General features: G+C 61.9%; 18 protein-coding genes. 11 read left to right on the plus strand and 7 right to left on the minus strand.

Annotation, left to right across the window (positions count from 1 at the left end; translation table 11 throughout):
- Nucleotides 1-15 precede the first annotated feature (15 nt).
- Nucleotides 16-1,251: a flavin-containing monooxygenase gene (locus J2Z31_RS04760; protein WP_209600713.1), complete on the plus strand. Its 1,236-nt coding sequence runs from the start codon at nucleotides 16-18 to the stop codon at nucleotides 1,249-1,251.
- A 59-nt stretch (nucleotides 1,252-1,310) separates the two neighbouring features.
- Complete coding sequence (locus tag J2Z31_RS04765; RefSeq protein ID WP_408022017.1) at nucleotides 1,311-1,583, plus strand: hypothetical protein; 273 nt, start codon at nucleotides 1,311-1,313, stop codon at nucleotides 1,581-1,583.
- A 118-nt stretch (nucleotides 1,584-1,701) separates the two neighbouring features.
- On the opposite strand, the gene J2Z31_RS04770 is transcribed toward J2Z31_RS04765, so the two are convergent.
- Nucleotides 1,702-2,391, minus strand: a complete 690-nt coding sequence (locus tag J2Z31_RS04770) for a haloacid dehalogenase type II (protein ID WP_209601068.1) — start codon at nucleotides 2,389-2,391, stop codon at nucleotides 1,702-1,704.
- Between the two features lie 476 nt (nucleotides 2,392-2,867).
- Between J2Z31_RS04770 and J2Z31_RS04775 the strand changes: the two genes are divergently transcribed.
- The 6 genes from J2Z31_RS04775 (at nucleotide 2,868) to J2Z31_RS04800 (ending at nucleotide 10,112) form a co-directional block, all read left to right on the plus strand.
- Nucleotides 2,868-3,869, plus strand: coding sequence for a phosphotransferase (locus tag J2Z31_RS04775; RefSeq protein WP_209601069.1), 1,002 nt, complete (start codon nucleotides 2,868-2,870; stop codon nucleotides 3,867-3,869).
- 8 nt (nucleotides 3,870-3,877) lie between these two features.
- Nucleotides 3,878-5,248 (plus strand): aspartate aminotransferase family protein, encoded by a 1,371-nt coding sequence (locus J2Z31_RS04780; RefSeq protein ID WP_209600714.1) that lies wholly within the window; start codon nucleotides 3,878-3,880, stop codon nucleotides 5,246-5,248.
- A gap of 94 nt (nucleotides 5,249-5,342) precedes the next feature.
- Nucleotides 5,343-6,026: a GntR family transcriptional regulator gene (locus J2Z31_RS04785; RefSeq protein WP_064240999.1), complete on the plus strand. Its 684-nt coding sequence runs from the start codon at nucleotides 5,343-5,345 to the stop codon at nucleotides 6,024-6,026.
- Between the two features lie 205 nt (nucleotides 6,027-6,231).
- Nucleotides 6,232-7,305, plus strand: coding sequence for a tartrate dehydrogenase (locus tag J2Z31_RS04790; protein WP_209600715.1), 1,074 nt, complete (start codon nucleotides 6,232-6,234; stop codon nucleotides 7,303-7,305).
- A 157-nt stretch (nucleotides 7,306-7,462) separates the two neighbouring features.
- A complete protein-coding gene (locus J2Z31_RS04795; RefSeq protein WP_209600716.1) occupies nucleotides 7,463-7,939 on the plus strand; it encodes an Lrp/AsnC family transcriptional regulator in 477 nt (158 codons plus the stop codon).
- A 391-nt stretch (nucleotides 7,940-8,330) separates the two neighbouring features.
- The gene (locus tag J2Z31_RS04800; RefSeq protein ID WP_209600717.1) at nucleotides 8,331-10,112 is read left to right on the plus strand and encodes a cation:proton antiporter domain-containing protein; all 1,782 of its coding nucleotides are present in this window, start codon (nucleotides 8,331-8,333) and stop codon (nucleotides 10,110-10,112) included.
- Between the two features lie 74 nt (nucleotides 10,113-10,186).
- Here the strand turns inward: J2Z31_RS04800 and J2Z31_RS04805 are convergent, their stop codons facing one another.
- Entirely contained in the window at nucleotides 10,187-11,155 is a 969-nt protein-coding gene (locus J2Z31_RS04805) for a LysR family transcriptional regulator (RefSeq protein ID WP_209600718.1), read from the minus strand.
- 252 nt (nucleotides 11,156-11,407) lie between these two features.
- Here J2Z31_RS04805 and J2Z31_RS04810 point away from each other — a divergent pair, with 252 nt between their 5' ends.
- Both J2Z31_RS04810 and guaD read left to right on the plus strand, forming a co-directional pair.
- Nucleotides 11,408-12,646, plus strand: a complete 1,239-nt coding sequence (locus tag J2Z31_RS04810) for a urate hydroxylase PuuD (protein ID WP_209600719.1) — start codon at nucleotides 11,408-11,410, stop codon at nucleotides 12,644-12,646.
- Nucleotides 12,643-13,986, plus strand: a complete 1,344-nt coding sequence (gene guaD, locus J2Z31_RS04815; protein WP_209600720.1) for a guanine deaminase — start codon at nucleotides 12,643-12,645, stop codon at nucleotides 13,984-13,986. The genes J2Z31_RS04810 and guaD overlap by 4 nt, the downstream gene beginning before the upstream one ends.
- A gap of 82 nt (nucleotides 13,987-14,068) precedes the next feature.
- On the opposite strand, the gene groL is transcribed toward guaD, so the two are convergent.
- From groL to J2Z31_RS04835, 4 genes are all read right to left on the minus strand, one after another.
- A complete protein-coding gene (gene groL, locus J2Z31_RS04820) occupies nucleotides 14,069-15,697 on the minus strand; it encodes a chaperonin GroEL (RefSeq protein WP_209600721.1) in 1,629 nt (542 codons plus the stop codon).
- Nucleotides 15,698-15,749: 52 nt separating this feature from the next.
- Nucleotides 15,750-16,064: a co-chaperone GroES gene (gene groES / locus J2Z31_RS04825; protein ID WP_209600722.1), complete on the minus strand. Its 315-nt coding sequence runs from the start codon at nucleotides 16,062-16,064 to the stop codon at nucleotides 15,750-15,752.
- A 262-nt stretch (nucleotides 16,065-16,326) separates the two neighbouring features.
- Nucleotides 16,327-16,836 (minus strand): Hsp20/alpha crystallin family protein, encoded by a 510-nt coding sequence (locus J2Z31_RS04830; protein WP_209600723.1) that lies wholly within the window; start codon nucleotides 16,834-16,836, stop codon nucleotides 16,327-16,329.
- Nucleotides 16,837-16,990: 154 nt separating this feature from the next.
- A complete protein-coding gene (locus tag J2Z31_RS04835) occupies nucleotides 16,991-17,467 on the minus strand; it encodes an Hsp20 family protein (protein ID WP_209600724.1) in 477 nt (158 codons plus the stop codon).
- Between the two features lie 293 nt (nucleotides 17,468-17,760).
- On the opposite strand from J2Z31_RS04835, the gene J2Z31_RS04840 reads away from it, so the two are divergent.
- Entirely contained in the window at nucleotides 17,761-18,066 is a 306-nt protein-coding gene (locus J2Z31_RS04840) for a DUF982 domain-containing protein (RefSeq protein WP_209600725.1), read from the plus strand.
- A 56-nt stretch (nucleotides 18,067-18,122) separates the two neighbouring features.
- On the opposite strand, the gene pbpC is transcribed toward J2Z31_RS04840, so the two are convergent.
- The gene (gene pbpC, locus J2Z31_RS04845; protein WP_234939250.1) at nucleotides 18,123-20,483 is read right to left on the minus strand and encodes a penicillin-binding protein 1C; all 2,361 of its coding nucleotides are present in this window, start codon (nucleotides 20,481-20,483) and stop codon (nucleotides 18,123-18,125) included.

The raw sequence follows: 20,483 nt of genomic DNA on the forward strand, positions 1-20,483 counted from the left end.
ACGATCGGGGGGAGCATGAGCGGGATCCTTGATGCCATTGTAGTAGGCGCCGGCTCAGCGGGCCTCGGCGTGAGCTACTTCCTAACAAAGCAAGTCCGCGATCATCTGGTACTTGAACGGGATCGCATCGGCGAGACATGGCGCACGCAGCGGTGGGACTCGTTTCGGCTGAATTCGCCAAGAATACGCTCCTTACTTCCCGGCGATTCCTTTGATGGGCCGGATCCTTGGGGTGCGAGTACGCAACATGAGTTCGTTGCCTATCTCGAGAGCTACGCCCAGCGGCACGGCGTGCCGGTGAGAACCGAGACGCCAGTCCAGGAGTTGACGAGAGACAACGGGCTCTATCTCGTGGCGACGCTCCACGGTACACTCAGGGCGCGCAATGTTGTGATCGCGACTGGCAATCTCAATTGTCCGGCACGGCCGTCCTGGTCGGCTGACTTGCCACCATCGGTTCGCCAACTGGATTCCTCTACATACCGCAATGCGGCCGAACTCGACGACGGTGCGGTGCTGGTGGTCGGCAGCGGCCAATCGGGCGGACAGATCGCCGAGGATCTGGTGCTCGCCGGGCGCTCGGTCTTCTTGGCGACCAGCCGCGCCGGCCGCTTGGTCCGCCGATACCGCGGCGGCGATATCTTCCATTGGCTGACTCTGTCGGGCTTTCTGGACGTGCCGCGCGAAGAACTCGTCCTGCCTTCGGGAAAGCTGCCGCCGCGGACCCTGCTTGGTGCTACTCATACCATCAGCTTGCAATCGCTTAGCGCTCAGGGCGTCGTGTTACTCGGTCGCTTCGTCGGCATCGACAACGGCGCTCTGTTGTTCGGCGATGAAGTTGACGAGCACATTCGATTTGCCGACGAGAGCTCCGCGGACGCCAAGCACTATCTTGATCGGTATATCGCACGTGCAGGTCTCGAAGCGCCGGCAGCCGACACTGATCCTGCTGAGACGGCTGCGGCAAAACTATGTCATCCACAACTCCGCTCAATCGACGCCGCGACGGGTGGCATCCGGTCTGTGATTTGGTGTACCGGCTTTAAAGGCGCCTTCCGTTGGATCAAAATCTCCGGGACCCTCGATGCGGATGGACAGCCCGTTCACACGGATGGGCTTGGGGCGGTTCCAGGACTCTACTTTGCCGGCCTCGATTTCGCATCGACACGCAAGTCAGGCACCATTCCGGGAATTGCCGAAGAGGCGGCCCGTTTAGTGAATCAACTCGTCAAAAGCAACCACTCAACATAGATCACATACGGCGGTTCGGGCAATTCAGCCCGGTCTTCGGATTTTTGGCCGCCGGCATGATGCTTGGCCCGCTTGGCCTCGGAGCAGTCGCGCGGGACCTGCCATGGATCTCGCCCATATCCATAACGGATTTCGAGCAGATCACCCATCTGGCTGAGTTCGGCGTGGCATTCCTGCTCTTCATGATCGCGCTGGAACTGTCATGGCCGCCTGAGGCTCATGCGCAGACTCGTCTTTGGCTTAGGGGGATTGCAGGTTCGCGGAATGGCTGCAGGGCAGCGCGAAGAGCCCGCGCCAATCATTCCCGCACGCTCGAAAGCGGAGATCTATAGCGGCCGCGTAGCAAACGCGCCCCGTGCCCGACGTGCCATGCTTGCTCCCCTTACGATAAGGAGACGGGGCGAATGAACCGCCCCGGTCTCATCGTAGCAACAGCGCCCGAGTGCGAATTCAGGCGCGCTTGAGGGCGGGCTCCAGCCCAACGGCGGCGGCTAACCCGCCGATATCCTTGATCTCGGTGTATTCGTAATAGGGATTGGCCGGCTCATGGCCGCGGTTGACCCAGACCTTGCTCTTGATGCCCAGGTCATAGGCAGTCATCAGGTCGTAGCGGAAGGATGAGGACACATGAGTAATGTCTTCGGGCCCGCAGCCGAGCTTGTCGAGCATGTATTCGAAACCCTTCATCAGAGGTTTGTATGCCCCGACTTCTTCTGCCGTGATCACCATATGGATGGGCGCGCCCAGCTTTTCCACGTTCGACATGATCAGGCTGTTCATGGAGTTCGACAGGATGACCAGCGGAATTTCCTTGGCCACCCTGGACAGGCCAGCCGGGACGTCCGGGTGCGGACCCCAGGTTGGCACTTCGTCATAGATGCGTTGCGCGTCTTCGGGTTTGAAAGGGACGCCGATGCGTTTGCAGCTGCGTTCGATGGAATTGTGCACCACTTCGAGGAAAGGTTTCCATGGCCCTAGCACCTCGTCAAGGCGATAGCCTCTAAAAGCCTCGACGAAGCTGGCCATCGCTTCTGGGGAGAGACGCTCGGCGTAGACGCGTCGCGCAGCGCCGGACATATCGAAATTGGTGAGCGTGCCGTAGCAGTCGAAGGTGACGTACTTCGGTCGAAATTGAGTCATGGCGTATATCCTATCCAGTTTTCTCGGCACAGTGTGCCTATCCAAGGTCATCGTAACTGCATTCCGGCCAGTGCGAGCACACTGGCATAACTTTTCGACGATGGCAACAGATTGTCCAACAATTTTTCGATGTCGGTCGTTCTGGCACTTGCCGGCAGCTTGCGTGCGCTGCATCCAAGCACCAACAAATTGCGCGAATACATAGCTGAAGATGCCCAGCATTTTTCCAATTTCCGCGGGGTTTTCCTCGACGTATCCCTGCGCTGCCGTCAATCGCCATTGGCAGAAAGACATCGACCCCGCCGCAATAAATCTCAATTCGGAAAAATAAATTGTTGTACAAAAATTGGAATATGAAATACTGAGACCATCGAGCTGCCACTCCCGATGGCAGGATCTGGGTGAGTTTGAAGATGGATCACAGGCATCAGTATGGGCCAGCCCGCGTCCCTGAGCTTTCCGAGCCGTGCCATCCCGTGGGCGCTGCGGAAGCCGAAGAAGTCGCCGAACGACTATATGGCGCGCGTGGCTCGGCCACGCGCTTTGAAACCGAGAAAGACGACACGTTCCTCCTCGACTGTGCGGCCAGCGGGAAGTTCGTGCTGAAGATCGCTCATCCTTCCGAGCGGATGGAGGAGCTCGATTTCCAGGTCGCGCTGATGCGTCATCTCGAGCAGCGGGCCCCTGATCTGCCCATCCCCCGTGCACTTCGCGACCTCGATGGCGCGGATCTGCCCATCGTCACTACCAGTGCCGGCGAGCGGCGAGTGGTGCGGCTCATTACCTTCCTCCCCGGCACTCCGCTCGACCGGACAACTTCCACAGCCCCACGGCGCGAACGGATCGGCGAAATCCTGGCAAAGCTGCGTCATTCTATGGCCGATTTCTCGCATCCCGCTGACGGCCGGGCGGTTGCATGGGACGTCACCCATCTGCTCGATCTCACCGATCTTTTGAGCTTTATCCCCGCGGGCGGCAAGCGGGCCTGGACCATCCGCGCGCTCGAGCGGTTTGCCGAAGTCAAGCCGAGCCTCGACCGGTGCCGGCGGCAGGTGCTCCACAACGACTTCAATACGTCGAACCTGGTCGTCGATCACGCCAGCCCGCAGTTCCTGACCGGCGTCATAGACTTCGGCGATGCGGTCCGTACCGCCATCGCCGTCGATGTCTCCACGGCGTTGATGAATCAGATGCCAAAAACGTTCGACCATGGGAGCCGGCGTGACCTGTTCGACGAACCGCGCGACGTTCTGCGCGGCTATCTCCGCCACGCCGAACTGACGGACGAGGAACTCCGGCTCATCCCCTTCCTGTCGATGGGCCGTCTTGCGGTCCGTGCGCTGTTGACGTGCTGGCGCGCCGAAATCTTCCCGGAGAATAGCCGCTATATCCTGCGCAACACTGAAGCCGGCTGGGCCCACCTCGAGTGGTTCCACTCGATTTCGACCGCACAGATTTCCGATCTTCTGACACGATAGGAACCGTAATGTCCAAGCAAGCGACTACCCTGCCCAAGGGCTTCCGTGGCGACATGCCAAATGGCTTCAACCCTCAGGACACGTCTCATCTCACAAGTGAAGATCTGGCGCATATCGCCAGGCGGCAAAGGCTGCTCGGGCCCGCTTATCGGCTCTTCTACAAGTCGCCGGTTGAGATCTCCCGCGCCAAGGGCGTCTTCCTCTATGACAGGCACGGCAACGAATATCTCGACGCCTACAACAACGTTGTATCGCTGGGTCACTCTCATCCGCGTGTCGTCGAGGCGATCCAGAAGCAGCTCGAGTTGCTCTGTACCCACACGCGTTACATGCAGGAGCCCCTGCTGGACTATGCCGAAGCGCTGATCAATACGTTTGGTGGCGAACTCGGCCGGACCGGATGCGCGATGTTCACATGCACCGGCTCGGAAGCCAACGATCTCGCCTTGCGTATCGCGCGTTACCACACACGCAAGACCGGCGTCATCGTCACGGCCGAAGCCTATCACGGCAACAGCGGCGCGGTGGCGGCAATCTCGCCGTCGCTCGGCAAGAAGTCGGCCCTGGATCCCTATCTTCGCACCGTCGCCGCGCCGGATTCCTACCGCCTGCCAGTAGAGGAAATCGGCCGGCGGATGGCGGAGGATGTCACGCGGCAGATCGCCGACATGGAGCGGCATGGCGGCGGCCTGGCGGCCTTCATCGCCGACTCCGTCTTCTCGTCCGATGGTCTCTACGTCGATCCGACGGACGTATTGGCTCCGGTGGCGGAAGTGGTGCGCAAGGCAGGCGGCCTGTTCATCGCCGACGAGGTGCAGTCCGGATTCGGACGGACCGGCAGCCAGTTTTGGGGTCACTCCCGTCACAAGGTCGATCCGGATATCGTGACCATGGGCAAGCCCATGGGCAACGGCTATCCCGTTGCCGGCGTGGTCCTGCGGCCCGAACTCGTCGCCGAGTTCGGATCCAGCATGCGCTACTTCAACACGTTTGGCGGCAACTCCGTTGCTATCGCCGCTGCAAGGGCCGTGCTCGACACGATCCTCGAAGAGCGCCTGATGGACAACGCCGCCAAGGTCGGCGGCGAATTCCTCGACGGCCTCCGGGACCTACAGAAGAAATATGAATTCGTCGGCGATGTTCGCGGGGCCGGCCTCTATTTCGGCGTCGAACTCGTCAAGGATCGAGACCGGAAAACACCGGACATGGACCGTGCGCTTGCAGCCGTCAATGCCTTGCGCGACCGGCGCATCCTCATTTCCGCGACGGGAGCGGACGCGCATATTTTGAAGATCAGACCCCCGCTCATCTTCACATCGGCCAATGCGGCACGTCTGCTCGAGGGCGTCGACGAGGCGCTTCGGTCCGTGCAGATCTAGGACCGCCACCATGGGCGGCACAATATCATCTCCCTTGCCCTACGCCGCCGCATATGGCGTAGGTATGCAAATATCAACGAGCGAAGCCAAAGCCATGCCGACGCTGCACGCCAGGAATCAAGCCGAAGATCTTGAGATGAATGTCGAGCCCTTGCCCGCTAGCGCAGTGGAAACCCTGACACACGCCTTGCGACGGCGCATCTTGTCGGGAGATTTCCAACCGGGCGAGTTCCTCCGCGACGTGAAGATGTGCGAGGAGCATTCGACCTCGCGGCACACATTCCGTACAGCAGCCCAGGTGCTCGTCACGCAGGGCCTGCTGCGTCAGATACCGAACAGAGGCTTTGTGGTGCCCGAATTCGGGCCCGACGATATCGTCGACATCACACGCGTGCGCGGCGCCATCGAAGGCGAGGCCATTCGTCTGATCGTGCTGACCGGGGTCATCCCACCTTTGGCGCTGGAGGCGGTCGAGGTGATGCACAGGTCGACTCTATCCTCCGACAGATCCCTGCTGGTTGCTGCGGACCGTGACTTCCACCGCGCTATCATTGCCGCTAGCGGCAGCGCTCGGCTGAAGCGAACCTATTCAGACCTCGAGGGCGAGATCGAGCTTCTCCTCGCACAGCGGCAGGATTTCTACGCCACTGCGGAAGAAATGGCGGAAGAACACGAGCGGCTCATCAACAGCTTGAGAAGCCGCCACTACGATACGGCGCGAGAGGCGTTCCAGGAGCACTGGGAAGATCTCCAGATCAAATTGCTCGATCAACGCTGACCAGCGCTCCCAGAATCTGCCAGGCGGCGCCGTGGATCCGGTGCCCCGGGTTCGACGTGGAGCAAGCACCATCTCGGGGGCTTCCTCCCCGGCTCCGCCAAAGCCTGCTTTTCGCCGGGGTCGCGGGGTCGACGCCAATCGCATGGTGCCGAAGGCGCCGGCCGCTGCCAGCCAGCTTAAGCGAATAACGCTACGGAGAAGTTTGATGCGTGAATACTCCATCGCAACCATAGCCGCCGACGGCATCGGACCTGAGGTGATTGCCGCCGGCCGAACGGTTCTTGCGAACCTGGAGAAGCGACTCGGCGACGTAAAGTTCACCGTCGAAAATTTCGACTGGGGATCTGACTACTACAAGAAGCATGGTGTGATGATGCCCTCGGATGGGCTGGAGCAGCTCAAGAAATTCGACGCTATCTATTTCGGCGCGGTCGGAGCACCGGATGTTCCGGACCATATCACCCTGTGGGGGCTCAGATTGCCGATCTGCCAGGGTTTCGACCAGTATGCCAATGTCCGGCCAACCAGGATCCTGCCCGGCATAACTCCCCCGCTGCGCAATTGCGGCCCCGGCGACCTCGACTGGGTGATTGTGCGTGAAAATTCCGAAGGCGAATATTCTGGCCATGGCGGCCGCGCCCACCGCGGCCTGCCCGAAGAGGTCGGCACCGAGGTCGCCATCTTCACCCGCGTCGGCGTCTCCCGCATCATGCGATACGCCTTCAGGTTGGCCCAATCCAGACCGCGCAAGTTGCTCACGGTCGTCACGAAATCGAATGCCCAGCGCCATGGCATGGTCATGTGGGACGAGATCGCCGCCGAGGTAGCGGAGGAATTCCCGGACGTGACATGGGACAAGATGCTGGTCGATGCCATGACGGTCCGGATGACGCTCAAACCGCAGAGCCTCGATACCATCGTGGCAACCAACCTGCACGCCGACATCCTCTCCGATCTTGCTGGCGCGCTTGCCGGTAGCCTGGGGGTTGCACCGACGGCGAACATCGATCCGGAGCGCCGCTTTCCCTCGATGTTCGAGCCGATCCATGGCTCCGCCTTCGACATTACGGGCAAAGGAATCGCTAACCCGGTTGCCGCCTTCTGGACGGCTGCCCAGATGCTCGACCATCTCGGCGAGCGGGAGGCTTCGGCCCGCCTCATGCGCGCTGTCGCGCGGGTGACCGGCGCGGGGATCCTTACCCCTGACGTGGGCGGTTCCGCCACTACCCGGGAGGTTACCGAGGCAGTCTGCGACGCGATCCACTCCTCTAACGTCTAGGGACACGTGGACGACTATGATCTCGGACGACCAGAAAGCAAGGAAGCCTTTGCGCCGGATCTTTGACGCTGCTTTCGACCGTGCCGACCCCGCGTTGGTCGTCCGCGGCACCGGCCCAACTCGACATCCGCGCCACCTCATCAGCGGGAGCTAGCCAATGAAACTTGATCGGATCGACGTCAAGATACTCAACGCATTGCAGAAGAATTGCCGAATGACGAACGTCGAGCTTTCGGAAATGGTCAATCTCTCGCCAAGCCCCTGTTTGATGCGAGTGAGAAAGCTGCAGGCGGAGGGCTATATCGAGGGCTATTCTGCGCGGATCAATACCGGAAAACTCGGCCAGACGTTGACCGTGTTCACCGAAATCACGCTGAAGAACCACCGTCAATTCGACTTCGCCAGATTTCTTGCTGCGATCGAGAAGGTCGATCAGGTCATCGAGTGCCATCTGGTCTCGGGAGGCTACGATTATCTCGTAAAATTCGTCACCGCCGGAATCGAAGAGTATCAGACGCTGATGGAGCGGCTCCTCGAGTCGGAGATCGGCATTGACAAGTACTTCAGCTTCGTCGTGCTGAAATCTCCCCTGGTCAAAGCGCATTTGCCGCTGGCAAGTCTGTTCCAGCAGTAACCTCGTAGCACACCTCGATGCAGCCGGTGTGGCGGCCGTCCTCCACCGATGAGCAGTTGGGATCTCGTGCCGGTGGATTGATGAGAGACGACGGTGCAGCGTTTGGAAAGGCTGTCCGGATCACCCTGCCACTCGCCGATATTTTCAAAGCTGGTCCTTAGGGCAGGACGCTTCCCAGGTCCGGGTGCGGGCAAGCACGAAGATGACGAGGGGTGTACGTCTCGATTGGAATCGACGCTTGCCTGTTGCGTATCATCGCATCCAAGGCACTATCATCTGAAATTGGGAGTAGGATCGGTCAGAGGGCGAAGTGCGCCTGCCGAGTGGCGCGCATCGGCTCTCTGGAGATGGATTCGGGCCTTTGCGCCTCGAATGAGTTTGAGAGCTGTCAATGACGTCAGGACCGGAAAACTACAAGGAGCTTCTGCTGTTTCTGGCGACGGCCGGCGTGATTGTTCCTTTGTTCGGGCGACTGAAATTGAGCCCCGTCTTCGGGTTCCTGGCCGCCGGCATGATGCTTGGCCCGTTTGGCCTCGGAGCAGTCGCGCGGGACCTGCCATGGCTCTCGCCCATATCCATAACGGATGTCGAGCAGATCACCCATCTGGCTGAGTTCGGCGTGGCATTCCTGCTCTTCATGATCGCGCTGGAACTGTCATGGAACCGCCTGAGGCTCATGCGCAGACTCGTCTTTGGCTTAGGGGGATTGCAGCTTCTCGCCTCGACAGCGGTGCTTGCGTCGATCGCGATCTTGATGGGTCAAACTCCGGCCTCAGCGGTGGTCCTCGGCAGTGCGCTGGCGATGTCTTCGACGGCGATCATTCTGCCGTCGCTTGTGGAGCGCAAGCTGCTGAATACCACGGTTGGCCGCGCGAGCTTCGCCGTGCTGCTCTTCCAGGACCTGGCCGTCGCGCCCTTGCTGTTCATGGTGACGATGTTGGCTGCGCGCGGAGGAACAGGGCTCGGCGCCGGTTTGCTGTACGCTCTGGCTCCCGCCGCGATCGCCTTGCTCGCACTGGCCGGGCTGGGGCGCCTCATTCTTCGTCCCCTGTTCAAGCTGGTTGCCGCAACGAAAAGCAATGAGCTGTTCGTCGCTACATGCCTTTTGGTGGTGATCGGCTCCGGCCTCGTTACAGCGGTCAGCGGCCAGTCCATGGCTCTCGGCGCGTTCATCGCGGGCCTGCTGCTGGCCGAAACCGAGTATCGACGGCAGATCGAGGTGACCATCCAGCCCTTTCAGGGTCTTCTGCTTGGCCTCTTCTTCGTCTCGGTGGGGGCCCGGCTGGACCTGTCGGAGATCATTGCCAACCCGGTCCTTACAGCGGGGATCGCGATCGGCTTCTTTGCCATCAAGGCTGTTGTGCTTTTCCTCATCACGCGGCTGATGGGCCTGCCCGGCCGCAGTGCCGGCGAATTGGCTGTCGTGCTAGGCCCCGGCGGGGAGTTCGCATTGATCCTCATCGGCGCCGCCGTGGCGGGCAATGTCGTCCCGGGCGAAGCCGGTGCAACTGCAATGGTTGCAGCCACTTTGACGATGGTTGGAATTCCGCTGCTGATTCGCCTGTTGGGCCGCGGCGGCACCTCCCGTCACGATGAAGCTGCTTTTGCCGCATTGACGCCCCAGCACGACGACGGTCTGGAGCGTGTGATCGTGGTCGGATATGGGCGCGTCGGCCAGTTGGTCGCCGAGATGCTCACGCGGCATGGACTGCAGTTCCTGGCGATCGATGCCGATCCGTCGCTGGTCGCCAAAGAGCGCGCCTGCGGTCATACGATCTTCTATGGTGACGCCACCCAGATCGAATTGCTTCGGCGTTGCGGAATCCAGAGCGCCCGTGCGCTCGTCGTGACCCTGGATGATGCCGACGCGGTCGAATCCATCGTCCGCGCTGCGCGATCGGAGCGGCCGAATCTTACTCTCGTTGTCCGTGCACGAGATGCGGTGCACGCGACTCAGCTGTACGAACTGAAGGTCACGGATGCAGTGCCGGAGACCATTGAAGCCAGCCTCCAGCTCTCGCAAGCCGTGCTCATCGATATCGGCATACCGATGGGCCGGGTGATTGCATCGATCCACGAGAAGAGGGACGAATTTCGCAAGATGCTGCAGCCCACGGATGGATCCGGCCGGGACCGGCATGCCATCCGCGCTCCGCGGGCGGAAAGCCACTAAGGTTAATTTAGGCGCCATCGCAATCAGCGGATGACCGCTCGCCGCTGAGCCCGCGGTCCGGGCAGAGAGGCGTTCTAGCTCCTCAAGAGCCCTTCCTCAATCGCGGCCTCCACCCGCCCACGCGCTGGCTCGGCGAGAATCTTGGCGATCAGCCGTTGGCAGCGTTCGGCCATGAAGTCGATGATCAGCCGCACCTTCGGATCCTGGAAGCGCTTGTGAGGATAGACCGCCGCGAGTTGGGCGCCGAGCGGCGGCGTTTCGTTGAGGATCGGCACGAGCGACCCTTCGCTGATATGGTTTTTCACCTCGAAGAGCGGCTTGTTGATGATGCCACGGCCATCGAGCGCCCATTCGGTAAGCACGTCGCCATCGTCGGAATCGTAGGGGCCGGCGACCTCGAACTTGCGCACGCCTATGGGGGTCTGCAGCGTCCAGTAATATTCCTTGGAACCCGGATAGCGTAGCAGCAGGCAATCGTGGCGATCCGTGATCAGCTCGTCCGGCGTCGCGGGCACGCCGCGTCTTTCGAGGTAGCGTGGCGATGCGCAGAGCACCCGCTCGCAATCCATGATGCCGCGCATGCGCAGGTTCGAATCCTCGAGTATGCCGAGCCGGAAGGCGACATCGACCCCCTCCGCCAGGATGTCGACATTGCGGTCGGAGAGGCGCAGCCTCACCTCGATATCCGGATACCTGTCATGGAACTCCGGGATGCCGGAGGCAATCAGGCGTCGGCCCATGCCGAGCGGCGCGGTAATCCGGAGCGCTCCCTTGGGATTGCGGGAAAGATCGGCGACGGCGCTTTCGGCCTCGTTGACCGCCTCGAGGATCTTGACGGCGCCGTCATAGAAGACGCGCCCATGCTCCGTCGGCGTCAATTTGCGGGTTGTGCGGTTGAAGAGCCGCACGCCCAACTGCCGCTCCAATTCCTTGATTCTGTTGCTCGCTACCGCTGGGGTCACGCGCTGGTCGCGGCCTGCGGCCGACAACGTTCCAAGTTCCACCACGCGCACGAACACGCGCACATTATCGAGATAGGACATGCTCCCGCCTCTGTTCTCCCGGGCGGAACCTAACGCGCCCGCCGCTCTCCGATTTTATAGTTTTTTTTGAAAGAGTTGATGATCTCGCGCCGTTCTCGCCGCCCCCAGCAGTGACACATAATGCGCCCAAATGCATGTCGCCCGAAAGTGGGCAGCGGTTTTGGGACAACGACATGCATAAAAACAATGATCCAAAGCGCGTCACATGAATTCGTTTGAACGCGACGCGCTTTGGAGAAACGGGAGACCCGCATGTACGAATATGCCATCGCCTGGGACTGGCTGACCTTCGCCGTGAGATGGCTGCACGTCATCACCGGCATCGCCTGGATCGGCTCATCCTTCTATTTCGTGGCGCTCGACCTCGGTTTGAGGCAGCGCCCGGGCCTGCCGGCCGGTGCGTACGGCGAGGAGTGGCAGGTTCATGGCGGCGGTTTCTATCACATCCAGAAATACCTGGTGGCGCCGGAAAACATGCCGGAGCACCTGACCTGGTTCAAATGGGAATCCTACGTCACCTGGCTTTCAGGCTTCGGCATGCTGGCGCTCGTCTATTATGCCGGCGCGGACCTCTACCTGATCGATCCGAGCGTGCTCGACGTCTCGAAGCCGGCGGCGATCGCGATCTCTCTCGCTTCACTTGCCTTCGGCTGGCTTGCCTATGACGCGATCTGTCGTTCGCCACTCGGCAAGGACAACACGCGGCTGATGGTGCTGCTCTATTTCGTCCTCGTCGCGGTTGCCTGGGGCTATACGCAGCTCTTCACCGGCCGCGCCGCCTACCTGCATCTCGGCGCTTTTACGGCGACGATCATGTCGGCCAACGTGTTCTTCATCATCATCCCGAACCAAAAGAAGGTGGTGGCCGACCTGATTGCCGGCCGCACGCCGGACCCTGCGCTCGGGCGGCAGGCGAAGCAGCGCTCGACCCACAACAATTACCTGACGCTTCCCGTCCTGTTCCTGATGCTGTCGAACCACTATCCGCTCGCCTTCGGCACCGAGTACAATTGGGTTATCGCCTCGCTCGTCTTCCTGATGGGCGTCACCATCCGCCACTGGTTCAACACGCGCCATGCCCGCAAGGGCAGTCCTACCTGGACTTGGCTCGTCACCGCGCTCCTGTTCATCGCCATCATGTGGCTCTCGACCGTCCCCAAGGCTCTTTCCGAAGGCGGAGAGGCACGGGCCTCGACAACCGAGCAGGCGATTGCGGATTCTCCCGACTTCACCAAGGTGCGCGACACCGTGCTCGGCCGCTGTTCGATGTGCCATGCGCGGGAACCCGGCTGGGAGGGCATTATCGTGCCGCCGAAAGGCGTGGCTCTCGAGACCGACGCCGACATCGTTGCGCATGCGCGCGAGATCTATCTGCAGGCTGGACGGTCGCAGGCGATGCCGCCAGCAAACGTCACCGGCATCACGGAAGGGGAGCGGCAATTGCTCGCCTCCTGGTACGAGTCGATCGTGAAGGAAGGAAGGATTCAATGAGCGATTTGCTGATCCGCGGGCGGGTGCTGACTTTCGTTAGCGAGCCGCAAGGCATCGACGATGGCGACTCCTACCGATTCTATGAAGACGGCGCCGTCCTCGTCCGGAACGGAAAGATCGCCGGTGTCGGCTCCTACGGGGACGTCGCCCGCCAGGCCGGCCAAGGAGTAAGGATAGCCGATCACCGTCCGCATCTCGTTATGCCGGGGCTCATCGATACGCACCTGCATTTTCCCCAGACGCAGGCGATCGCCTCCTACGGGGCGCAGCTTCTGGAATGGTTGAACACCTATATCTTCGTCGAGGAGCAGAAGTTCGAATTGTCGGAGCATGCCGCCTTCATCGCCGGCCGGTTCATGGACGAACTCATCTCCAACGGCACGACGTCCGCCGTCGCCTACTGCTCGGTGCATCCGGAAAGCGTCGATGCGTTCTTCACCGCGGCCGAAGAGCGCAACATGCTTATGATCGGCGGCAAGGTGCTGATGGACCGCAATGCCCCGGAGGCGCTTCGCGACACGCCGCAAAGGGGCTATGACGAGACCAAACGGCTGATCGCCAGTTGGCATGGCCGGGGCAGGGCGCATTACGCGATCAGCCCGCGCTTTGCGATCACCTCGACCCCGGAACAGATGGAGATGAGCCGCGCGCTCGTTGCGGAGCACCCGGACTGCTACGTTCAGACGCATCTGTCCGAGAACAGGGACGAGATCGCCTTCGCCACCTCGCTCTATCCGCAGGCGCGGGACTATACCGACATTTACGCGCGCTATAGCCTTCTCGGCCGCAAGACGCTGCTCGGCCATTGCATCCATCTGAGCGACGGCGAGCTTTCAGTGCTCGCCGACACGGGTGCCGTCGGCGTCTTCTGCCCGACATCGAATCTCTTTCTCGGCAGCGGCCTCTTCGACCGCGACCGCTTCGACAAGCTCGGTGCGCGCCACTCCGTCGCGACCGATGTCGGCGCCGGAACGAGCTTTTCGATGCTGGAAACCATGGGCGAGGCCTATAAGGTGCTGCACCTCCAGGGCCAGCGGCTCTCGCCGCTCAATTCATTTTACATGATGACGCTCGGCAATGCGCGAGCGCTCGAATTGGAACATCGGATCGGTTCGCTGCACATCGGAGCGGACGCGGACATCGTCGTTCTCGACAGTCGTGCCAAATCGGCGATGGAGCTCAGAATGCAGGTGGCTTCCTCGCTTGCCGAGGAGCTTTTCATCCTGCAGACGATGGGCGACGACCGTTGTGTTGCGGAAGTCTATGTCGCGGGCTGTGCGATGAAGCGGAGGAGAGAGACGGTTGGAGCGCACCAGGCGAATGAGCTGGAGATGTCATAGGCAGCGCGGTGCGGCATATCCCTTCTCCCCGCAAGCGGGGAGAAGGTCGCGGTAGCGGGATAAGGGGCTTCGCGCCCTCGTTTCAGAAGTCCATTCCGCCGCCGGGCGGCATTGCGGGCGGCGTTTCCTTCTTGGGCTTCTCGGCAATCATCGCTTCGGTGGTCACCAGAAGGCCGGCGATGGACGCGGCATCCTGGAGGGCCGTGCGCACCACCTTGGCGGGGTCGATGACGCCCATGGAGAAGAGGTCGCCATATTCGCCGGTCTGGGCATTCCAGCCCCAGGCAAAATCCGTCTTCTCACGCAGCTTGCCGACGATGATCGAGCCCTCCGCTCCGGCGTTTTCCGCGATCTGGCGGACGGGAGCCTCGATCGCGCGGCGGACGATCTCGACGCCGACACGCTGGTCGTCATTGGCCGTCTGGACATTGTCGAGGACCTTGATCGAGCGTAGAAGCGCCACGCCGCCTCCAGGGAGGATGCCTTCCTCGACGGCCGCACGCGTTGCATGCAGCGCGTCGTCGACCCGATCCTTGCGCTCCTTGACCTCGACCTCCGTCGAGCCGCCGACGCGAATGACCGCAACGCCGCCGGCGAGCTTTGCGAGCCGCTCCTGCAATTTCTCGCGGTCGTAGTCCGAGGTCGTTTCCTCGATCTGCGCCTTGATCTGGGCGACGCGGCCGTCAATGTCGGCCTTCGTGCCCGCGCCGCTGATGATCGTCGTATTCTCTTTCTCGATCGAGACCTTCTTCGCCCGGCCCAGCATATCGAGCGTCACATTCTCGAGCTTGATGCCGAGATCCTCCGAGATGACGGTGCCGCTGGTCAGAATGGCGATGTCCTCGAGCATCGCCTTGCGGCGGTCGCCGAAGCCGGGAGCCTTGACCGCCGCCACCTTGAGCCCGCCGCGCAGCTTGTTGACGACGAGGGTGGCGAGCGCTTCGCCCTCGACATCTTCGGCGATGATCAAGAGCGGCTTGCCGGACTGGACGACGGCTTCGAGAATGGGCAGCATCGCCTGCAGGTTGGAGAGCTTCTTCTCGTGGATCAGGATGTAGGGGTCCTCGAACTCCGCCCGCATCTTGTCCTGGTTGGTAATGAAATAAGGCGAGATATAGCCACGGTCGAACTGCATGCCCTCGACCACTTCGAGCTCGGTCTCCGCGGTTTTCGCCTCCTCGACGGTGATCACGCCTTCATTACCGACCTTCTCCATAGCGTCGGCGAGGTAGCGTCCGATCTCGACGTCGCCATTGGCCGAGATCGTGCCGACTTGGGCGATCTCCTCGTTCTTCGAGACCTGGCGTGCCTTGGTCTTCAATTCGGCGACGAGCGCATCCACCGCCAGATCGATGCCGCGCTTGAGGTCCATCGGGTTCATGCCGGAGGCAACCGCCTTGGCGCCTTCGCGGACGATCGCCTGGGCAAGAACGGTCGCGGTCGTCGTGCCGTCGCCGGCGATCTCGCTCGTCCTTGATGCGACCTCGCGCAGCATCTGCGCGCCCATGTTTTCGAACTTGTCCTCGAGCTCGATCTCCTTGGCCACGGTCACGCCGTCCTTGGTGATCCGCGGTGCGCCAAAGGACTTGTCGATCACGACGTTGCGGCCCTTGGGCCCAAGCGTCACCCGGACGGCGTTCGCCAGAGTGTCGACGCCGCGCAACAGGCGCTCTCGGGCATCGGAATGGAATTTGACGTCTTTGACAGCCATGGTTCACTCCTTTCTCGTCAGCAGCTTATGATTGGTGCGGGATCGAGGCGGCTCAGGCGACCTGCCTTTCGGCGCTTGAATTCTCGAGGACGCCGAGCACGTCGGCCTCCTTCAGGATGAGCAGGTCCTCGCCCTCCATTTTGATCTCCGTTCCGGACCACTTGCCGAAGAGCACGCGGTCTCCGACCTTCACGTCGAGCGCAACAAGCTGACCCTGCTCGTTGCGCGCGCCCGGGCCGGCGGCGATGACCTCGCCTTCCTGCGGTTTCTCCTTCGCTGTGTCGGGAATGATGATGCCGCCCTTGGTTTTCTCCTCGGACGAGAGGCGGCGGACGAGAATGCGATCATGGAGCGGTTGGAACTTCATGTCTTCCTCCTCGATTCTTGCTTCGTGCATGCCCCCGGAAAAGCGCTGCCGCCGTTCAGGCAAGCGGGTGACTTAACTCCTTTAGGCAACGCATGATTGATCTGGCCCTGCCAAAAAATGGATTCAAGAGGGATGCGGCGCGATTTTAGCACTCTTCTGCCGAGAGTGCTAATGCCCTTGTGCGAAGGATTGCGCCTTCGGAATGGAATTGTTCCCGCGGAGCGAAAACCCCTCCCCATTGGATCTGGGGAGGGGAATGATCTTACTGGCTGCTGATGGTGATGCGCTTGGCCTTCGTCTGGCCCTGTTCGGTCTTGGGAAGCGTCACCGTCAGAACGCCGTTGCGGAAGGTCGCGCTTACCTTGCCTTCATCGATATTGTATCCCAGCGGAATACGGCGTTCGAAGCGGCCGTAGAAACGTTCGGAGAACTGGTTCTCCTTGTCTTCGGTCTCGGCTTTCTTCTCGCCTCTCAGGGAGAGCACATCATCAGTGAGTGAAAGTTCGACGTCCTTTTCCTCAAGCCCGGGCAACTCGGCGGTCACCTTGATCTCCTTCTCCCCATCGGAAACCTCGATATTCGGCCAGGCGGCGCCGAAACCCGGAAAACCGCCATAAGCTGACGGCAGCCGCGTTTCGAAGCCTCGGAAGACATCGTCGAAGAGCCGGTTCATTTCCCGATGAAGTGCGAGAAAGGGGTTGCGTTCTTCGCGATAGGATGCGGGGACCTGTCCCTGTCCGCGGGCCCATGGAATGAGATCACGTACATTCATAGTCGGCTCCTTTCATTCGCTCGAGCGGGACGAAAGGGCATGAGCGACTTTCATCCCGCTCTCCAAGCCTCTGCATCGAACACCGGCCTCGAAACGCGCCGGAGTGCCGGCTGTCGCCCGCCCTGCGGCTCCGAGGATAGCGTCGCCCGTATGTTTAAGCGGCGTGCTTTTCGCCCTCGATCCGCTTCTTCCCGCCTTCTGCGGAGAAAGCATCCTGCTTGATCTCAATGCGGCGAGGCTTCATCTGCTCGGGAAGCTCACGGACGAGATCGATCGTCAGCAAGCCATTGACGAGCTTCGCGCCGGTGACCGTCACATAGGCAGCAAGCTGGAAGCGGCGCTCGAAGTTGCGCGCGGCAATGCCGCGATAGAGGTATTCCGCCTCCTCGTCGCCGGCTTTTTCGCCGGTGATGGTCAGCAACTGCTGCTCGTGCGTGATGGTGATTTCTTCCGGCGCGAAGCCGGCAACCGACATCGCTATGCGATACTCGTTATCGCCGACGCGCATGATGTCGTAGGGCGGCCAGTTGTCGGTCTGCGCCATCCGGCTTGCCGAGTCGAGCAGGTCGAACAGGTGGTCGAAGCCCACACTGGACCGCGAAAGGGGTGAGAAGTCGAAGCTTGTTCTCATAGCCATATCCTCCTTGAGCAACATGGACGATGAGGGGCGCCGAAGAGACCGACGCCCCTCGACTGCGAGCCCCTCGATAGGCGGCTCGTACCCCCGATTTAGGTTCTCCGGCCGAGGTTTCAAGGGGTGTTGTACGAACTTCGGTCAATGCGGCAAATGGCGGAAATCGCAACGGCACCGCGGGCTGGGGCGCGGCTCTGTGGCGGCCTAACCAAGCTTCTTGAATTTAGCTTTCGAGCGCCAATATCTCTTCCCGTGTGCACATCCATTGACGGCATGAGAAAGGAGGAAAAATGCTTCTCAATGAGATTCCATGGACAATCCCCCTCACGGTGCGCCTTTCGAACGGCCTCACGCGGACCTTCACTTCCGTTTACGAGGCGGTCGATTTCCTGGAGAACGAGTGGCCGTTGCGCAAGGGAGAACGCTACGAGCGTGCGCTGCGCACCTGCAGGCGGGCGCTCAACCGTATGACGCCGGCAGCGGTGGCGCGGGAGGCGTTCATTGCCGCATGCCTGGAGGCCGGGATGCCGCTGGTGATGCCCACCCCGGTGCCGCGGCCGCAGAACGCCCAAGCGAGGACTGCCTTGTCAGCCTGAACTGAAGACTCATCGGCCGGACGCGGCGCTGCCCTCCGGCCGATTGGATGTTTCCCTTATTCCACGAACACGCGAACGGTGGCGGCGCGCCCGAGTGCGTCGATGACCGTCAGTGTCGAATAACCCCCGCCATCCGGCATCCACTGGCTCACCCTCCGCCGGGTCATCTCCGGCAAAGCTCGACCGTTGGCAAGCCAGCGGAAGGGCGCGCGCCCGCCCTGCAGCTTCAGTGTGAGAGGCATCATCCCCTCGCCGGATTTGGCGCCGAGTTCGACCCGCGCACCTTCCGGCGGAAAGACGATCTGCGGCGCTGCCTCCCGGATCCATGTCTGTGGCAGGCCGCTTGCCGTCCTGGTGAAGCGCCGCTGTCCCATCGGCAACTCGGCTTGGGCGATGCGGATCGCGCCTGGGGGTGCATCCGGCAGCGGGGTAATGGGAATCCCGGATTTGGCGAAAGCCTCGAACAGGATGGGCGCGGCCGCGCCGTAGCCGGTCAGACCGGGGAGAGCGCCATTGTCGGGTCGGCCGACCCAGACGCCAAGCACGTATCGGCCGTCGAAGCCGATGGACCAGGCATCGCGATAGCCATAGCTGGTGCCCGTCTTGTAAGCGATGCCGCGCTGGCGGCTTCCGGCGGGCGGCAGCACACCGGATAGAATATCGGCGACCTGCCACGCCGCGATGTTCGAGAGCAGGGGTTCGCCGTCGATCAGACCGGCCTCTCCTTCGATGCCGTTGCCGAGGCGCACCGGCCAGCCGCGATTGGCAAGCCCCGCATAGAGCTGGACGAGGTCGCGCAGCGTGATGCCGGCGCCGCCAAGGCCGATAGCCAGCCCCGGCGCTTCGTGTGCCGGCAAGGCGAGGCGCACATCCGCACGCCGGAACCGCACCATCAGCCGCGCAGTCCCGACGGCGTCGAGCAGCCTGATCGCCGGCACGTTGAGCGAGAGTTGCAGCGCCTGGCGAATGCTGACGTCGCCCTGGTAGCTCATGTCGAAGTTTCTTGGCCGGTAGCCGAAGAAGTCCGCTGGCCGGTCTTCGATGATCGTCTCCTGTGCGACGAGCCCCTCCTCGAAGGCGAGCCCATAGATGAACGGCTTCAACGTCGATCCGGGGGAGCGCGTGATCCGGGTCATGTCGATCCAGCCGGAGCGGCTGGCGTCGAAATAATCGGCAGACCCCACTTCGCCGACGATTTCGCCGGTTCGGATATCGGCCATCACCATGGCGACCGAAACCCTCGGCCCGAGCCCGGCAGCAGCTTGGCGGGCGACGGCCTCGAGTGCGCGCTGGATATCGCGCCGGAGCGTCGTCTGGTGCCGCAGCGCCTGCGGCTCGTTGCGGATCGCCGCTTCGGAGAGATGTGCCGCATGAGATGGAAGCTGAAGGCGGCGGCTGGGAATTGCCGTCACTGCGGCGCGCTCGGCCTCGCCTTCGCCGAGAACCTTCGCAACCGCCATGCGGGTCAGCACCCGCTGGCGGGCGGCCTCGGCCGCGGCAAGGCTGCGGTCCGGCCGGCGCTTTTCCGGCAATTGCGGAAGCGCCACGAGGAGCGCGGCCTCGGCAATTGAAAGCCGGCGCGGCTCCTTGCCGAACCAGGCGAAGCTCGCGGCGCGGACGCCTTCGAGATTGCCTCCAAAGGGAGCGCGGGTAAGGTAGAGCTCGAGGATCTCATCCTTGCTGAGCCGCCGCTCGATCTGGATGGCACGGGCCATCTGCTTGAACTTCGCCGTCAGTGTTCGGCGCTCGCGCGGCTCGATCAACCGTGCCACCTGCATGGAAAGCGTGGAGCCGCCGGAAACGACCCGGCCATTGGTGATGAACTGCAGCGCCGCCCGCCCCAATGCCAGGGGATCGACGCCGCGATGCTCGCGAAAACGCTGGTCCTCATAGGCGATCAGCATCTCGATAAAACGCGGGTCGACATCCTTGACCGTGGTCTTCAGGCGCCAGCGGCCGTCCTTCGCGGCGAAAGCGCGCAGGAGGTGACCGTCCCGGTCGAGGACCTCGCGCGAAAATATCCGGGCTTCCTCGATGGGCGGCGGGAACGTCCGGTCCGCCCAATCGAGGGCGACGGCTGCAAGCGCGGTGATGACAAGGCCGATCGGCAAGGCGATCAGGGCGCCCGTTCGAAAACGTCTCGGATGAGCGGAACCAGCGGCACCGGCTTTACCCCCCTTTGGCCTGCCGGCCATCTCCCCCACAGGGGGGGAGATCACGGAGGCACTGTCCTGCCCTAATCCCTCGTCACGTGACGAGGCAAAAATTTCTGAAGCGGGGGACTTTGGAGCGCGCTTCTTGCCAATCTCCCCCCTTGTGGGGGAGATGCCCGGCAGGCCAGAGGGGGGTATGGCCGCGCGCCATCGCCCGCGCACCTGCCTTATCGAGCCGACAAAGCGCTTCCAGAGAATGGACAT

Source organism: Sinorhizobium kostiense, assembly GCF_017874595.1.
Classification (GTDB): domain Bacteria; phylum Pseudomonadota; class Alphaproteobacteria; order Rhizobiales; family Rhizobiaceae; genus Sinorhizobium; species Sinorhizobium kostiense.

What these genes read in the sequence shown, in the direction of transcription:
- J2Z31_RS04770 (WP_209601068.1), bottom strand. Translation starts at nt 2,391, where the DNA reads ATGACTCAATTTCGACCGAAGTACGTCACCTTCGACTGCTACGGCACG.
- pbpC (WP_234939250.1), bottom strand. Translation starts at nt 20,483, where the DNA reads ATGTCCATTCTCTGGAAGCGCTTTGTCGGCTCGATAAGGCAGGTGCGC.
- J2Z31_RS04760 (WP_209600713.1), top strand. Translation starts at nt 16, where the DNA reads ATGAGCGGGATCCTTGATGCCATTGTAGTAGGCGCCGGCTCAGCGGGC.
- J2Z31_RS04835 (WP_209600724.1), bottom strand. Translation starts at nt 17,467, where the DNA reads ATGAGAACAAGCTTCGACTTCTCACCCCTTTCGCGGTCCAGTGTGGGC.
- J2Z31_RS04790 (WP_209600715.1), top strand. Translation starts at nt 6,232, where the DNA reads ATGCGTGAATACTCCATCGCAACCATAGCCGCCGACGGCATCGGACCT.
- J2Z31_RS04805 (WP_209600718.1), bottom strand. Translation starts at nt 11,155, where the DNA reads ATGTCCTATCTCGATAATGTGCGCGTGTTCGTGCGCGTGGTGGAACTT.
- groES (WP_209600722.1), bottom strand. Translation starts at nt 16,064, where the DNA reads ATGAAGTTCCAACCGCTCCATGATCGCATTCTCGTCCGCCGCCTCTCG.
- J2Z31_RS04840 (WP_209600725.1), top strand. Translation starts at nt 17,761, where the DNA reads ATGCTTCTCAATGAGATTCCATGGACAATCCCCCTCACGGTGCGCCTT.
- J2Z31_RS04830 (WP_209600723.1), bottom strand. Translation starts at nt 16,836, where the DNA reads ATGAATGTACGTGATCTCATTCCATGGGCCCGCGGACAGGGACAGGTC.
- groL (WP_209600721.1), bottom strand. Translation starts at nt 15,697, where the DNA reads ATGGCTGTCAAAGACGTCAAATTCCATTCCGATGCCCGAGAGCGCCTG.
- J2Z31_RS04780 (WP_209600714.1), top strand. Translation starts at nt 3,878, where the DNA reads ATGTCCAAGCAAGCGACTACCCTGCCCAAGGGCTTCCGTGGCGACATG.
- J2Z31_RS04795 (WP_209600716.1), top strand. Translation starts at nt 7,463, where the DNA reads ATGAAACTTGATCGGATCGACGTCAAGATACTCAACGCATTGCAGAAG.
- J2Z31_RS04800 (WP_209600717.1), top strand. Translation starts at nt 8,331, where the DNA reads ATGACGTCAGGACCGGAAAACTACAAGGAGCTTCTGCTGTTTCTGGCG.
- J2Z31_RS04785 (WP_064240999.1), top strand. Translation starts at nt 5,343, where the DNA reads ATGCCGACGCTGCACGCCAGGAATCAAGCCGAAGATCTTGAGATGAAT.
- guaD (WP_209600720.1), top strand. Translation starts at nt 12,643, where the DNA reads ATGAGCGATTTGCTGATCCGCGGGCGGGTGCTGACTTTCGTTAGCGAG.
- J2Z31_RS04810 (WP_209600719.1), top strand. Translation starts at nt 11,408, where the DNA reads ATGTACGAATATGCCATCGCCTGGGACTGGCTGACCTTCGCCGTGAGA.
- J2Z31_RS04765 (WP_408022017.1), top strand. Translation starts at nt 1,311, where the DNA reads ATGCTTGGCCCGCTTGGCCTCGGAGCAGTCGCGCGGGACCTGCCATGG.